The organism is Streptomyces sp. NPDC101191, from assembly GCF_044767915.1.
In the GTDB taxonomy this organism is placed as follows: domain Bacteria; phylum Actinomycetota; class Actinomycetes; order Streptomycetales; family Streptomycetaceae; genus Streptomyces.
The window spans coordinates 666,852-682,271 of sequence record NZ_JBIWOU010000003.1 but is presented as its reverse complement, the minus strand read 5'-3'; the positions used below and the strand labels follow the sequence as shown (position 1 = coordinate 682,271).

Annotated in this window: 12 protein-coding genes; 7 read left to right on the top strand and 5 right to left on the bottom strand. The window is 68.5% G+C overall.

The annotated features are described in order from the left end of the window. Genes serS through ACIRQF_RS16320 form a run of 4 tightly spaced genes read right to left on the bottom strand, consistent with a single transcriptional unit; the run spans position 1 to position 4,175 of the window. Positions 1 to 1,293: a serine--tRNA ligase gene (gene serS / locus ACIRQF_RS16335; RefSeq protein ID WP_404092715.1), complete on the bottom strand. Its 1,293-nt coding sequence runs from the start codon at positions 1,291 to 1,293 to the stop codon at positions 1 to 3. Beyond that, positions 1,286 to 2,002 (bottom strand): histidine phosphatase family protein, encoded by a 717-nt coding sequence (locus ACIRQF_RS16330; RefSeq protein WP_404092712.1) that lies wholly within the window; start codon positions 2,000 to 2,002, stop codon positions 1,286 to 1,288. The genes serS and ACIRQF_RS16330 overlap by 8 nt, the downstream gene beginning before the upstream one ends. Beyond that, positions 1,999 to 2,925, bottom strand: coding sequence for a phosphotransferase (locus tag ACIRQF_RS16325; RefSeq protein WP_404092709.1), 927 nt, complete (start codon positions 2,923 to 2,925; stop codon positions 1,999 to 2,001). The genes ACIRQF_RS16330 and ACIRQF_RS16325 overlap by 4 nt, the downstream gene beginning before the upstream one ends. Next, a complete protein-coding gene (locus ACIRQF_RS16320; protein ID WP_404092706.1) occupies positions 2,925 to 4,175 on the bottom strand; it encodes a methionine adenosyltransferase in 1,251 nt (416 codons plus the stop codon). Before ACIRQF_RS16320 ends, ACIRQF_RS16325 begins: the two co-directional genes overlap by 1 nt. Positions 4,176 to 4,446: 271 nt before the next feature. Between ACIRQF_RS16320 and ACIRQF_RS16315 the strand changes: the two genes are divergently transcribed. From ACIRQF_RS16315 to ACIRQF_RS16305, 3 genes are all read left to right on the top strand, one after another. Next, positions 4,447 to 5,610, top strand: coding sequence for a hypothetical protein (locus ACIRQF_RS16315; RefSeq protein ID WP_404092704.1), 1,164 nt, complete (start codon positions 4,447 to 4,449; stop codon positions 5,608 to 5,610). 17 nt (positions 5,611 to 5,627) lie between these two features. Next, on the top strand, positions 5,628 to 6,341 hold the full coding sequence (locus tag ACIRQF_RS16310; protein WP_404092702.1) for a creatininase family protein: 714 nt from the start codon (positions 5,628 to 5,630) through the stop codon (positions 6,339 to 6,341). A gap of 149 nt (positions 6,342 to 6,490) precedes the next feature. Next, positions 6,491 to 8,188, top strand: a complete 1,698-nt coding sequence (locus ACIRQF_RS16305) for a PE-PGRS family protein (RefSeq protein ID WP_404092699.1) — start codon at positions 6,491 to 6,493, stop codon at positions 8,186 to 8,188. On the opposite strand, the gene ACIRQF_RS16300 is transcribed toward ACIRQF_RS16305, so the two are convergent. Next, positions 8,118 to 8,960 (bottom strand): PE-PGRS family protein, encoded by an 843-nt coding sequence (locus tag ACIRQF_RS16300; protein ID WP_404092697.1) that lies wholly within the window; start codon positions 8,958 to 8,960, stop codon positions 8,118 to 8,120. The genes ACIRQF_RS16305 and ACIRQF_RS16300 overlap by 71 nt on opposite strands. Before the next feature lie 347 nt (positions 8,961 to 9,307). Here ACIRQF_RS16300 and ACIRQF_RS16295 point away from each other — a divergent pair, with 347 nt between their 5' ends. The 4 genes from ACIRQF_RS16295 to ACIRQF_RS16280 all read left to right on the top strand — a co-directional run bounded on the left by ACIRQF_RS16295 (position 9,308) and on the right by ACIRQF_RS16280 (position 15,414). Further along, complete coding sequence (locus ACIRQF_RS16295) at positions 9,308 to 10,645, top strand: ATP/GTP-binding protein (RefSeq protein ID WP_404092695.1); 1,338 nt, start codon at positions 9,308 to 9,310, stop codon at positions 10,643 to 10,645. Between the two features lie 43 nt (positions 10,646 to 10,688). Then, positions 10,689 to 11,216 (top strand): RloB family protein, encoded by a 528-nt coding sequence (locus ACIRQF_RS16290; protein WP_404092693.1) that lies wholly within the window; start codon positions 10,689 to 10,691, stop codon positions 11,214 to 11,216. Between the two features lie 370 nt (positions 11,217 to 11,586). Beyond that, on the top strand, positions 11,587 to 13,008 hold the full coding sequence (locus tag ACIRQF_RS16285) for an ATP-binding protein (RefSeq protein ID WP_404092691.1): 1,422 nt from the start codon (positions 11,587 to 11,589) through the stop codon (positions 13,006 to 13,008). Positions 13,009 to 13,245: 237 nt separating this feature from the next. Further along, positions 13,246 to 15,414 (top strand): protein kinase, encoded by a 2,169-nt coding sequence (locus ACIRQF_RS16280; protein WP_404092688.1) that lies wholly within the window; start codon positions 13,246 to 13,248, stop codon positions 15,412 to 15,414. Positions 15,415 to 15,420 lie beyond the last annotated feature (6 nt).

Genomic DNA, 15,420 nt, shown 5'->3' with positions numbered 1-15,420 from the left:
TTATGCCTCCGGTGTTCCGTCCGCCTTGATCCGGCGGAAGCCGAGGTACGGGAAGAGGGATTCGGGAAGGACGAGCGAGCCGTCCTCCTGCTGGCACTGTTCGAGGAGCGCGGCCAGCGTGCGGCCGACGGGCAGGCCGGAGCCGTTGAGGGTGGCGACGAGCTTGGGCTTGCCGTCTTCGCCTCGGGTCCGGATGTTCGCCCGGCGGGCCTGGAAGGTGCCGAAGTTGGAGACCGAGGAGATCTCGCGGTACGTGTTCTGGCTCGGGATCCAGACCTCGATGTCGTACGTGAGCTGGGCGGAGAAGCCGGTGTCACCGGCGGGCAGCTTGATGACCCGGTAGGCGAGGCCGAGTTCCTTGAGGCACGCCTCGGCGTGGCCGACCATCGTCTCCAGCTCGGCGTCCGCCGTCTCCGGGTCGACGATCTTGACCATCTCGACCTTGGCGAACTGGTGCTGGCGGATCAGACCGCGAGTGTCCCGCCCGTACGAGCCAGCCTCCGAGCGGAAGCACGGGGTGTGGGCGGTCATGGCCACCGGCAGCTCGGCCGGAGGGATGATCTCGTCGGCGTAGAGGTTGGTCAGCGGGACCTCGGCCGTCGGGATGAGAAAGAGCTCGCGGTCGGCGACGCCGGTCTTGAACAGGTCCTCCTCGAACTTCGGGAGCTGTCCGGTACCGGTCATGGTCTTGCGGGTGACCAGGTAGGGGACCACGTACTCGGTGTACCCGTGGCGACGGGTGTGGATGTCGAGGAAGAGCGTGGCCAGTGCCCGCTCCAGGGCGGCGCCGGCGCCGCGCGAGACCGCGAAGCGCGGCCCGGACAGCTTGGTCGCCCTACCGAAGTCGAGGATGCCGGTGGCCTCGCCGAGATCGACGTGGTCCTTCGGCTCGAACGTGAACGTGGGCGGCGTGCCCACGCGCCGGATCTCGACGGCGAACTCCTCGGAGTCGCCGTCGGGGGCCGAGTCGTCCGGCAGGTTCGGGATGCTCAGGAGCAGGTCGCGCAGCTGGGCCTCGATCTCCTCCTGGCCGGCCTCGATGTCGCGGACCTGGTCCTTAATCTCGCGGGCGCGCTCCTTGAGCTTGCTGATGTCGCCGCCCTGCTTGGCCGTCTGCTGGACCTCGCTCGCCACTCGCTTGGACTCTGCCCGCAGCTCGTCGGCCGAGCGGATGTTCTGGTTGCGACGAGACTGGAGGGACTCCAGCTCGGACAGGTCCAGGGAGTAACCGCGACGAGCGAGCCGACGAACCGCGTCGGCACCCATGTCGATCAGGGCGCGGGCATCATGCATGAGGAAGATCCTTCTGATCCTGCGAGTGGGATGGGGATACGGAATCGACGGTAGCAACCGCCGAGCCGTCCCCGTTCCGGAATACCCCCCAGTCACCGATGCCGCCGGTGCGGTCCTGAACGCCAGTTTCAAGATCGTTCATCAGCGTTGCGATGAATTCCGGCAGCTCCATGTCCGGGATCGTGAAGGGCTCGACGTAAGGCGCTTCCGGAAAGAACAGGGGCATGGCCTCGCCGGGAGCCCGGTCACGGTGCCACAGGAGCACCGAGACCAGCAGCCCGTGGGCCACCAGGACGCGTGGACCGGGGTGATCCAGGGTCGCGAGCACCCCGGTGAGCATCCTGCGGATGCCCTCACGCTGCGACTCGCTCCCGCCGGGCGGGCGCTCATGGGCGCCGTGGCCGTCGAGCCAGACGGCGTACTCCAGGAACGGGCCTCCCTCGAATTCCCCGTAGTCGAGTTCGTTCAATCGAGGATCGGTGATCAGTTCGGGCCCGGGGACTCCCATCAGCAGATTGGCAGTCTGCTGGGCGCGGGGGAATTCGCTGGCCAGCCACGTTTTCACGCTGTGGAGGGGCAAGCTGCTCCATCCCTTGTTCAGCGACCTGCGGCCTTCCTCGCTCAGGCGGATGGGTTTGGTCGGATCGCCGTTGACGAGGTAGCGCCGGCTGTAGTTGGTCTGTCCGTGGCGGAGAACGTACGTCGTCATGATCGGCTCCTTGGGGTCGGCGCCGACAGCCATGCGAGGACGTCGGCCATCCTCGGAGCGCGCGGATCACCGGTGTCGAGATAGAAGAGCAGGCCGTCCAGGGCCAGGGCCCTGCACCATGGCGCGAGGACGGGCACGGGAACGCGGGAGATCCGGGCGGCGACGGCCAAGCGGGCGTCCGTGCCGTGCCCGAGGTCGTAGTACACGGTCCAGAAGGCCCAGTCGAAGGCCGCGTCGCCCACCATCGGAAGGGGATCGATCAGGCGGGGGTGGCCCAGCCAGTCGAAGAGGACGTTCTCTCGGTAGAGATCCGCGTGCACGACGGTGGACCGAGCGGAGTCCTCCTCCAGGGTCACGAGGGCCGGGAGGGCCGCGTCGACGTGCTCCTGCCACGGGCCGACGTCAACCGATTGCAGTCGGCGCCGCACCCGAGGGCGTACCTCCTGGTGGAGATACGCGGTCAGGGAAGGAAGCTCACGCAGCCGGCGCCGACGGCGACCGAAGGTATGGAGGCCCTGGAGGGCGGCGGCCACGGTGGGAAGCTCGCGAGGCGGTCGCTCACCACCGCCGGGGCGACCTCCGATCATCTCCAGGGCCGCCACGGCCAGGTCGTCCGCCGCCTCGACGACGCCCGCCGTCGGCCCGCCCGCCCATAGACGTAAGGCGGTGACCTCATCGTAAAAGCGGGCGGGATCAACCCACGCCTTCAGAAGCAGCGGACGTCCGTCGAGGGTTCCGGCCGTCACGACCACTGAGGCGTGTCCGGCGTCGTGGTACGTCCCGAGTGTGAGCTTCCAGCGCTCCGCCGCGCGCTCCATCAGCCTGGGCACGGCGTCGAGCCAGCCGGCGACTCCCGGGCCGTAGTGCGTGACCAGCCGCCGGCGGCATTCCTCGGAGACCTCGCCGAGCGTCCGCTTCTCCATCAGCTCAGCACGATCCCGTCGGAGACCAGCTCGTCGGTCAGCGCCGGGAACTCGTCCAGGGCCTCCGCCACCAGTGCCTGCACCTTGTCCACCTCGACGTCCGGGGACGACAGACGGACAAGAACGCGCCACGGCTGGTCGAGTCGCTGCCCGGTCGTGCTCACCAGGTGAACCTCGGCGTGGCCATCCGTCGCCTCGTGAAGCCGCTCGGCGAGCCGGCGGGCGGCGATGTTGTAGAGCTTGCCCACGTGGTAGACGGGGTTCTTGCCGTTGGCACCCTCCAGGTTCATCGGCCGCAGGGGCGTGATGAGGCCGTTGACGCGGTTGCCGCGGCCCACGACGCCCTCGTCGCCCGACTCGATCGAGCTGCCGGTGTACGTGAGGTACAGCTCGTCCTTCTCCGGCACGTCGCGCGCGTTGAGCCGGAAGCGGGTCTCGACTCCGGGCAGCCGGAGGCCGGCCAGCCGGTGGCACTCGGCGAGGACACTCTCGGTGTTCCGCACGTACTCCGCGCGGCTAGCGACGAGCCGCGACTTCTGCGGGACACAGAGGACGATGTCCGCCTGCTCACCGTCCCAGTAGCCCATGAGCTTCACGTCCGATCCGCACCACGCGTGCGAGAGGGTGAAGTCGCTCTCGCCGGAGAAGTGGTCGACCAGATCGCGCACGAACGACTCGAAGACGTTCTCCGGCGCCCAGCCCGTTCCCAACGACGTGTCATTGGACAGTCGCACCCGCCGCTCCCGCAGGTCCTCGATCGATCGCGGGTTGAACCACCGCGTCCGGTCGGGCACCTCGTCGCCCGTGAGGACGGCACCGGGGCTGGAGTTGCTGGTGATGTTGAAGGTGATGTCCAGGTGGTCCGAGACCTCGGGAAGCCGACGGGCGAAGAACGCCCGCACCTCGGCCTCCACGATCTCCTCCACGGGGATCCGCTCGCCGCCGCACATGGGCGCGGCACGCCCGTTGACGAGGACCCTGACCGGGGCGGTCATCCGGCCGGCGCCGTAGCGGACTTCGCTCGCGCCGCCGAGAAGGGCGAGCTTGTCGAAGTTGTGGTGCAACACCGCACCGAAGCGTTCGACGGTGTAGCGGCTGTACGCGCGGGACAGCCGCTCGGCGAGGTGGTCGGCGAGGGTGTCGGGGTGGCCGAGGCCCTTGCGCTCCACGATGGTCGTCGCGTCCGGCTTGGCCATGCCGGTGTCGACCACGAGCTGGGTGTTGCCGAGAATCGTGCTCGTTCGGGACATCAGGATCCCTCGTTTCGGGTCGGAAGATGACGGAGCACTGCGAAGGCGTGTAAGCGAGGCACGCCTCGGGAGCGGAGCCCACCACCGCGGCGCTGAGGAAAGTAAGCCGGAGACGCAGCCATCGGTCAGTGGACAGGGTTAACGGATTGCGCAGTTAACTGTTAACTCCCCACGTGAGGCGGGCTCTTGGCCCATCATTGAGCGGGGCACTGCGACGAACATCGGGGGAACGATGGGGGCGAAGAGCAGACTCCAGCAGGCCAGGCTGGACATGGGCTGGACGCAGGGCGAGCTAATCGACGCGTTGATGGCCGCGGCCCAGCGCCTGGGAGCACAGTCACCGGCATCAACGAGCTGGAAGACGCTCATCTCGATGTACGAGAACGGCCGACGCCCCGTGAGTCCGGACCACCGACCGCTCTTCCGGGAGGTGTACGAGGCGACGGACGAAGAGCTCGGCTTCGCATCCACCAGCACGAGCGTCGCCACGACACCGAGCATGCTGCTGCCAACACCGACAGCAGCGGTGAGCCGGACCCCGATGCCGGTGAACCCGGAGATGCTCAGCTACCTCACCTCGGTGCTCCAGCAGCACGCACAGGCCGAACCGTTTGTCGGCCCGCAGTTCCTCCTGGCCCCGGTGAGCAGCCAGATGCCCCTCATCGAGCAAATGTGTCGCGAGGCGTACGGTCCGCTGCGGCAGGAGGTCCTGCGCGTGGGGGCACGGTACGCGGAGTTCCTCGGCTGGCTTCACCAGGACACCGGCCGCACCGACGACGCCATGCGCTGGACCAGGCTGGCGATGGAGTACGCCCAAGAGTTGGGCGATCCGATGGTGATCGCGTACATGCTCCAGCGCCGCAGCAACATCGCCACGGAAGCGGGCCACGCCGGCCACGGCGCCGGCCTCGCTCTCGCTGCCCTCCGGTACGCCTCCGAGCTGTCGCCTCGCGTCCACGCCGTCGTACTTCGCCAGCTCGCGAACAGCAAGGCGAGCCTCGGAGAGGCCGCCGAGTCCGAGCGGGCCATCGAACAGGCTCTCGTGGCGGCCGACAGAGGCGACGATGACGATCTGGCCTTCTACTGCACGGTCTCGTACATCGAGATGGAAGCGGCCAACTGCCAGGTACGCCTGGAGCGCCCCGAGCAAGCCGTCGTGACGTACGAGAAGAGTCTGCGGCACTGGCCTGCCGTGCAGGAGCGGGACCGAGGGCTGTGTCTCGCCCGGCTCGCCACGGCCAACGCAATCCTGGAGGACGTGGAAGGCGCGCACCGGGCCGCTGAACAAGCCCTCGGCATCGCGCAACGAACGGGCTCCACAAGGATCCTCGGCGAGTTGTACCGGCTTCAACCGCGTCTTGCGCGCTGGCGCAAACTGGTGGAAGTTTCGGAACTCAACAGGGAGTTAGACCTGACCAAGCAGGTCGTTCCCTAGTCGACCGAGGGAGAGCCGTGAACTTGCTGCCGACCGCCACGAGCACCGATGTCCAGGAGCTGCAGCCCCGCCTCGCCGTGCTCCCAGTCGGCTCCTTCGAGCAGCATGGCACGTACCTCCCATTGATCACCGACACGGCGATCGCATGCGTCATCGCCCAGGAGATCACCGCCGCCTACCCCGTCCACCTCCTCCCGCCCATCACCGTCGCGTGCAGCCACGAGCACGCGACGTTCCCCGGCACCGTCAGCATCAGCGCCAGGACCCTGTACGCCGTGATCGACGACATCCGCGCCTCACTCGCCCGCTCGGGCATCCACAAGCTGGTGATCGTCAATGGCCACGGCGGGAACTACGTCCTGTCGAACGTGGTCCAGGAAGCCAACGTCGACGGCCCGGCGGTCTCCCTCTTCCCTCTCGGCCCCGACTGGGACCGTGCCCGCGAGTACGGCGGCCTCGAGTCCGACAGGCACGCGGACATGCACGCCGGCGAGATCGAGACGTCGATCCTGCTCCACGCCGCTCCCGAGCTCGTCCGCGAGGGCTACGCCGACGCGGACCACGACAGCAGGCAGCGGCCCTTCCTCCTGGTCCAGGGAATGGCCGAGTACACGCAGTCTGGGGTGATCGGCTTCCCCTCGCTCGCCACGGCTGCGAAGGGGAAGGCCGTCCTGGAAAGCCTGCGATCGAGCTTCTCAGCACACTTCGATGTGCTCTGCCGACCGAGCTGACCCAGGAGGCACGGGGCACAGCCTGCGCGTGGCCGCGAGCACGGGAGCGTGGGGCCGGCCCGTCCGATCCTGGAGACGCTCGGCAGCAGAATGCGGGAACATCGCCATTCTGGTTGTAGGCGCTTGGTGGGACCGGTACGACGGTCACCATGTACCGATGGTCGCCGCTCAACGATCGACAGTTAGCCATGCTCACCCGGATCGCAGAGGGAACGGATCCCGTCACCTCCGCGAGCCCGGAACTCGCCATCACTGCCCGTGCTCTCAAGAGTCGGGGCCTCATCACCATGCCCAGGCATGGTGGGAGGTGGCAGGCAGAGATCACCGATGACGGTCGCTTCTACCTGGAACACGGCCACCACCCGGACCGGCCCGAGCCAGCCCCGCGCAAGCAGCGACCGGTAGGCGCCGAGCCGAAGCCGGAGGCCACGACACCTCCCCGTCAGCGGGTGGCGCCCCCGCCCGAGACGAAGCCGGCGCCCGCGCGCCCTGCGAAGCCGCCACGGCAGTCACCGGCGGAAATCGGCGCGGCTTTGATCGCAGAGGTACAGAAGGCTGGCCGGTTCCTTCGAATCCCCGACCCTAGCGATGAACAGCGGGCCCGCTATCGCCGGGCGTTCGACGCAGCGCGGCAGTGTGCCCCGGACGGCTACCACCTGAAGTACAGCGGGCGGGCGAAGGGAGACTTCTTCCTCGGCCTGCTCCGGGTGACGGGCGAGGACGACACCGAATGGAACCGGATCCGCCTGGCACGCAGCCGAGTGATCACCGACGTCGAGGACGTGATCGCGGCGGTCACCGCAGACCACAGCGCCTTCGAGATCTCGGACGAGATACTCCCACGGGTGCTCACCCTCCTTCGGCTCCTCGCCGAGCAGGCCCTCGCACGGCACGGCGAGATCGCGGTGTCGAAGAAGCGCAGGCAGCCGAGGCCGCTGCTCACGGTCCACGGCAGGACGTACGAGATCAACTTCAAAGAACGACAGGAGCAAGTCCGATACGTGCCCACGCAGCCGGGCCGACGGACGTATGACTGGCAGCGGGTCACCCCGGCGCACCGGTTCGAGCCGTCCGGAGAACTGGAACTGCAGGTGAGCCAAGGCTCGGGGTACAGCTACGGATACCGCTACGGCTGGAAGAAGGAATGGTCCGACACCGCCAAGAAGCCGTTGGAGGACCAGATCGACGCCGTCCTCCGAGCACTGAAGGCCCGCGCGGAGGAAGAAGAGCAGGCCCGGCTGGCGCGGGAGGCGGAACAGCAGCGTCAGCGTGAGGAGCGGGAACGGCAGGAGGAAGAACGCCGCCTACGAGAGGCCAAGGAAGAAGAGGAACACCGCCGGCGGGAGGCGGAGAAGAAGGAGCGCACGCAGCGGAAGTGGGAAGCGGCGGTCAGCGTCGCGACGATCAAGGCGGTGGACACCGTACGGGTCGACCGGTTCGGCGCCGCGCTGGCGCAGTGGCGGACCGCAGGGGAGATGCGGGCCTTCTGCGCCGCGCTCGACGAGGCTGCCTCCGCCTCGGACGACACCCACGAAGCCGAGCGGCTGCGCGAGTGGGCTACGTGGGGGAAGGCGGAGGCCGACCGGCTCGACCCGACCGTGGCTGGCAGGAGCCTGACCGGCCACAGCCTCCACGCGGAACCCACGAACGACCAGCTAAGGCCCTTCCTCGACGGCTGGCACCCGCAGCGGCCGGAGAAAGAGAAGCCTCCGAAGCAGGAAGAACCCAAGGCGGAGGCCGAACCGCCCAAGCCGGAGCCGGAGCGGTGGCGCGGCTTCACCGACGAACGTCTGGACCAAGGCTGGAGATATGGACCCCAAGGTCGCGCTCAATGGTGGAGGCGATGACGCCGTGCCCGCGGTCGCGTAGGGCCTTCACCGACTTCTCCACGAGCTTCCCGAGCCGGACGACCTCCTCGCGCAGGGCGACCAGTTCGTCGTAACGCTCGGCCTTGTCCTGACCACACCACTCCCGGACGGTCCGCAGGACGGCCGCTTCCGCATCCAGCTTGCGGTCGTCCCGGCGGCTGTAGGAGTACCAGGAGGACTGCGTGCGCTCCTGGTCGACGGCCTGCTGCCTGCGGTCCACCTCCGGAAGGATGTCCTCGGCAAGACGGCCGGCCACGAGGCGGGCAATGCGCTCGGTGACCGACCACCCTGCCAGGCACCTGCCGTAGCGGTTCTCGTAGACCATCGGATCGCCTCGCAGCTCCGTGGGATCCATACCGACAACGGGAGCGCTGCCGTCGAGACTGCCCATCTCCAGGATCCCTGCGTCCGCGACACTGCGCCGCAGCCGCAGCTTGCTCTTCGGACGGACGAACCCGAGGATCAACCGTGCAGCCTCGAAGTCGGCACTCCCCCGCACGTGCCGCGACGCCTCGGCCAGAGCGAGCTCGCTCGCGTCGTCCGCGCGGAACGCCTCGACGTCCTCCCAGCGCGCCACGAGGGAAGCCGCATCGACCCACTCCTGCAGTCCGGCGTCGTCACCGTCGAGGAACCGCACATGAAGCCAATCAGCCCGGCCACGACCACCTACCCGTACGATCTCGACCCGACGAACCGGGCCGCCCAGCTCCTTCGGCCTCGCTCGGTAGGCCCAGTGCTCACCCATCTCCATGGGGCTATTGAGCCAGGTTCGACGATCCCATGGCCCGACGATTGCCAAACCAGTAGGCGGATCCGGGCCCCCAGAGCTCGCAAGCTGCTCCGGTCGGGTTCTCGGCGTCCACGAAACCGTGGGCAAGGATCCAGGGACCTCCTCGTGATCAACTGCCGGGATGCGTTCCCTGCCACAGCCGTGTCACTCCAACGCGGGAAGCCGACCGAGCGAGCCCCCGCTAGTTTCCTGCGCGAATCGGCATCTCATCCACCATTCACGTTGCCAGAGGCTTGTTGGCGCGGTTTACTGGCAGACAGCGGGACCAGCGCAACTGATCACTTGACACCACGGGGAGGTGCACGGCCATGCTGCTGAGTTTCCGTGTGGCGAACCATCGCTCCATCCGGCATGAGCAGCAGCTCAACCTTCATCCCGTCTACGACGCCGACCGTCCCGAAGACACGGCATGGAGTGCCGTGCCCGTCGTGGGGATCTTCGGAGCCAACGCTTCGGGCAAGTCGAACCTTGTTGACGCGCTGCAGTACATGGCCCGCATGGTGGTTTCCTCCCACCGAGATGCGGAGCCAGGCGGCGGCATCGACCGCTATCCGTTCCTCTTGGACGATGAGGCCAAGAGCGAACCTTCGTGGTTTATCGCAGACCTGCTGCTTGACAATGTTCGCTACACGTACGGATTCGGCGTGGATGACGACCGCGTCGTCGAGGAGTGGCTCGATAGCTACCCCAAGGGCAAGAAGCGCCAGTTGTTTTCGCGTGAAGGCGACGAGGTTGAACCTGGCGCTTCGCAGTCATCAGGACAGCTGGCTCTCGTGGAGAGCATCACCGAATCGAACGTCCTCTTTCTGTCTCTAGCTGCCCGTTCGAAGCAACAGGACTTCCGGCCTGTGTACGACTGGTTCGCTAGGCAACTACAGTTCCGCGGCACGAACGACAGGCGCCCACTTGGACTGTCCGCGATGAGGGCACTCGAGGACGCTGACCGCTACCCCGAGATCATGGATCTTCTCCGTGCTGCAGACCTTGGTATCGAAGGCTGTGGCATGGAACGCGTCTTGATGGACGAAGAGGGTCTGCGTCGGCGCTTCGGATCTCGGATACCAGCACGGCTATTGCGTGAGCTGGAGGATGAGGGCCCTCGCGAGGCTATGCGCCCGTGGGTGGGACATCGCGGACGCAACGGCATGGTGCAGATGGAGCTACACGATGAGTCCGCGGGAACACGGACCCTCCTAGAGCAGGCTCCTCGCTTCCTCGGAGTCCTGCGCAGAGGCGGGACTTTCGTAGTCGACGAGATCGACGCAAGCCTCCACTCCCTCCTGACAGCACGGCTCATCAGCCTCTTCCAGAATCCACAGACGAACCCGCAAGGTGCCCAGCTGATCTTCACGACCCACGATGCAAGCCTCCTTGGGCGGCGAGATGGCGAGGACATCCTCAAGCGCGACCAGGTGTGGTTCGTGGAGAAGAACGAGTTCGGCGAGAGCTCGCTCTACTCACTGGCCGAGTTCAAGCCACGGAAGGAAGAGAACAGGGAGCGCAGGTACCTAGGGGGAAGCTACGGTGGTGTTCCATTCATCGACGAGAGCTTTGCCCAGGCTGTACTGAGGAGGGGTGGGGGGACTGGCCAGGACACCCAAGCCGAGCGGCAGATCGAAGCCACGCCGGCCGAGTCGCGATACTGACCTAGCCCGCGCCACGGACACCAGGGACAGCGCCGACCAGCTGATGGTCGTTTGCGGCGCTGAGACCACAGAGTACGACTACCTCAACGGCTTCAAAGCCAAGTTCAAGCGCCCCAACCTCTCGCTGCGGGTCACCAAGAAACCCGGATCGCCTCTCCAGGTCGTTGAGTACGCGGCCAATCGCTGGGGTGGCCCCAGTGGGGGGTTTGACCAGATTTGGTGCGTGGTTGACGTGGACGAGTACCAAGACCTCGACCAGGCGATGCGCTATGCCTCTGCGAACGACGTCGAACTCGTGGTGTCGAACCCGTGCTTCGAGATCTGGCTCCTGCTACATCACACCGACCATCGCAGCTGGACGCGCGACTACCGCGCCGTCAAGCAACTGCTGCAGCGATTCGTTGACGTGCCCTCCGACAAAGGTGTCGCATTTGATCGCGACTACAGCGACCACTGGGGCGAGGCAGTCGAGCGTGCACGCACCTTGGCTCAAGAGGGAAACGAGCACAGGACAAACCCAGCAACCGGAATGTGGCGCCTGGCCATCGCCATCGCCGGTGAGAATGAGTAGACCCCACGGAGACCACCCCTGGTCTCAGTCTTGGTCTCATTCGTCCTCGTCCGGCCCCGTCCGGACAGGGGCAACCTGAACGCTCCGCCGCAGGTCAGGACACGTACGACCTCCGCTGGACCCCCGTACGAACATTTGGAAAGCGTGTTGGGGGCAACCCCTCACGAGTTCGAATCTCGTATCCTCCGCCAGTGCCTCACCGGGCACGTTGTCGAAGGGCCCCACCGTTCGCGGTGGGGCCCTTCGACGTTTCCCGGCGGTTTCTCCCGGGCGGCTCCTCCCGCAGCGCGGGATCCCTCGCCTGAGCTTCGAAGAATGGTATCGGCGGCGATAGTATCTCTGCCGATACCATCTCTCGCGGGAGGCTTCCATGCGGCGTTTCATCGGACGGGACCGCGAGCTGAAGGTGCTCGGCAGCGCCCTGAGGTCGGTCCAGGACGCCGTCGGCTCGGCGAAGCCGGGGCAGTGCATCCTCATGCGCGGGCGGAGGCGGGTCGGCAAGTCCAGCCTCGTCGAGGAGTTTCTCCGGCGCACCGAGGCGCCGTACCTCTTCTTCACCGCGGCGGGCGGCACGGCGCAGGACGAACTGACGGAGTTGCTCGACGCCGTCGCCAGGTCCACCCTCCCGGGGCGGCAGCTGTTCTCGGAGGAGACACCGGAGCAGTGGAACGCTGCATTCAGGCTGCTCGCCGAGATCCTTCCCGACGACAGGCCGAGCGTGGTCGTCATGGACGAGATTCCGTACCTGATGGACCGCATCGACGCCTTCGAGGGCATGCTGCAGCGGGCTTGGGACCGCCTGCTCAGCCGCAAACCCGTCCTCCTCCTCCTCGTCGGCTCCGACCTGTCGATGATGGAGGCGCTGGACAGCTACGACCGGCCCTTCCACCAGCGGGGCCGGGAGATGGTCGTGGGGCCGCTGAACCCGGCCGACATCGGCGAGATGCTCGGCCTCGAGCCGGCCGCGGCCTTCGACGCCGCCCTGATCACCGGCGGACTTCCGCTGATCTGCGCGGAGTGGCGGCCCGGAGCCGACGTCTGGGAGTTCCTCCGCGACTCGCTCGACAACCCGATCTCCGCGCTGCTCGTCTCCGCCGAGCGGTCACTGGCCGCGGAGTTCCCACCGCAGGCGATGAGCAGGGAGGTCCTACGGGCCATCGGAAGCGGCGAGCGCACCTTCACCAACATCGCTCGGGCAGCGGGCGGCATCGCCCACACCACTCTCACCCGAGCCACGGACGTCCTGACCGAGAAGCGGGTGGTGGCAGCCGAACTGCCCCTCTCGCTGAGACCGTCGAAGGAACGCCGCTACCGCGTGGCCGATCCGTACCTACGGTTCTGGCTCGCGTTTCTGGATCCGCACATGGCGGAGATCGAGCGGATGCGGGGAGATCTCACGCTGAGCCGGATCAAGGAGCAGTGGACGAGCTGGCGTGGGCGGGCGATCGAACCCCTCGTCCGGGAATCCCTCGCCCGTCTCCTGCCGGACCGGCTCCTGCCGGCCGCCCCCGCGATCGGCGGCTACTGGACGCGCGGCAACGACGTCGAGATCGACCTGGTGGGCGCCGACCGGCAGCCGGTGGCCAAGGAGCTGCTCTTTCTCGGCTCGGTCAAGTGGCTGGAGAACTCCGCGTTCGACAACCACGACCTGGCCGCGCTGCAGAAGCACCGGGCCGCGATCACCGACGAGCCGGTTCCGCTCGTGGCGGTCTCGCGCAACGGGACCACCTGTTCCGGGCTCCAGGCGGCGTACGGACCCGGAGAACTGCTCGGCGCCTGGCGCAGGACTTGAGCAGGCCGGCTCCTGTGGATGCACCACCGCGGCGACTTCACTTGCACCGCCGAGCTGCGCGCCATCGTCACGGGCTGCGAGCAGAAGAACCGGTAGTTCGGCGAAGCCGAGTGCAGCCGGCCCCAGATGCCACGGGTGATCGCTAACCGGTCCCACGGACGGTCCCGGGCGGCTAGCGTCTGCTCGGGGCACGTGAAACGGGGACGGCCGCGCCGGGCGCGGGGGGAGCGTGGGGGCATGCAGCCGCTGGCAGCGGACGATCCGCGGCAGGTGGGCGAGTACCGGTTGCTGCGGCGGCTGGGGGCGGGCGGGATGGGCCGGGTCTACCTCGGCCGCACCCCGGGCGGGCGGACCGTCGCCGTCAAGGTGGTCCGTCACGAGCTGACCGAGAACCCCGAGTTCCGGGCCCGGTTCCGTCAGGAGGTGTCCGCCGCCCGCCGGGTCGGCGGGGCCTGGACGGCACCCGTTTTGGACGCCGACACCGAGGGCGAGCACCTCTGGGTGGCCACCGGCTACATCGCCGGGCCCTCGCTCACCGCCGCCGTGCAGGAGTTCGGGCCCCTGCCCGAGCCGGCCGTGCGCACCCTCGGCGTCAGCCTCGCCGAGGCGCTCTCCCACGTGCACGGCCTCGGGCTGGTGCACCGGGACGTCAAGCCGTCGAACGTGCTGCTGACCCTGGACGGGCCGCGGCTGATCGACTTCGGCATCACCCGCGCACTGGACGCCACCACCGGGCTCACCCGGTCCGGCCAGATCTTCGGCTCGCCGGGCTTCATGTCGCCGGAGCAGGCGAACGGGCTGCCCGCCGGGCCGGCCAGCGACGTCTTCTCGCTCGGCGCGGTGCTCGCGTACGCCGCCACGGGCACGATGCCGTTCGGCTCCGGGGTGAGCGCGCCCGTCCTCCTCTACCGGGTGCTGCACGAGGAGCCCGACCTCTCCGGACTGACCGGCCCGCTGCACTCCCTCGTCCGTGACTGCCTGGCCAAGGATCCGTCCGCCCGCCCCGCGCCCGGACGGCTTCGGGAACAGCTGGACGGCGACGAGGCCGCCACCGCCCGGCCGGGACACGGGGACTGGCTCCCGGGGCCGCTGGCGGCGGCGGTCGGGCGCAGTGCCGTACAGCTGCTGGACCTGGAGGGGGAGCCGAAGGCCGGGACCCCGGAGCCGAAGGCCTCGGAGCCGGCTTCCGCAGGGGAGCTGGAGGCCGGGGCGCGGGAGGCCTCGGAGCCGGCTTCCGCCGGGGAGGCGGAGGGCGGGGCGCCGGAGGCCTCGGAGCCGGCTTCCGCCGGGGAGGCGGAGACCGGGGCTCCGGAGGCCGGGAAGCCGCGGGCATCGGAGCAGCAGACCTCGGAGCCGCAGGCCGCGAAGCCTCAGACCTCGGAGCCGGAGACCGCGAAGCCTCAGACCTCGGAGCCGGAGACCGCGAAGCCTCAGACCTCGGAGCCGGAGACCGCGAAGCCTCAGACCTCGGAGCCGGAGACCGGGGAGGGGTCGGCCGCGATGGGGGCGGACGTGGGGGATGAGGCTGCTGCGCCCGTCACGGAGTCGGCGGCCGGGTCCCGGGCTCCGGCCGGGGGCCCCGTCGTTGCCACCTACGGCGCTCCCGACGTGCCCGCCGTTCCCGGTGCGGGCGCGGTTCCCGGGTTCGGGCCGGCCGCCCTGCCCGGTTTCGGCCCGGCGGGCGGAGGACCCGCCGGCCCGGCGGACGGCGGCCCCCTCGGCCCCGTCGTGCCCCTCGGGCCGTACACCCCGGCCCCGGTCCCGGCGCCGCCGCTACCGGATCACGCACCGCGCCCGCAGCGGCCCCGCGGCCGGCGGAGGTACGTGGCTCTGGCGGCCCTGCTGGCCGGCGTGCTGGTGGTGGGCGGCGGGTACCTGCTGTTCGAGCAGCTGCGCAAGGACCAGCGGGACGACGGCGCGAAGACCCCCGGGCGGAGCACCCCGAGCGGAGGCGGCACGACGCCCGCCCCGGCGTCGAAGACCCCCAAGGCGACGGGCAGTTCCGATCCGGACGACGACAGCCCCACCCCCGGCGCGGGCTCGGGGGCGGGCATCATCCCCGCGAAGTTCCTCGGGACGTGGGTCGGCGAGAGCAAGGACGCCGACGGGGGCGTCACCACCGTCACCCTCACCCTCGTCCAGTCCGCGCCGAGCCAGGAGAAGAGCAGGATCCGCGTCGAGACGCCGAAGAGCGGCACCTGGTGCGAAGGCGCGTGGACGCTCACCGATGCCGACCAGGGCAAGGTCACCTACGCGTCCCGGGTGACCGGGTCCTCGCCCGACGAGAAGTGCGTCGTCGGCGACGTGACCTACCCCCTGGTCAGGACGCTGGAGGACGGCGGCCTCCTGTACACCATGGACCTGACCAATCCGGGCAGCTTCATGACGCTCCGGAGGAAGGGCTGACGCGAC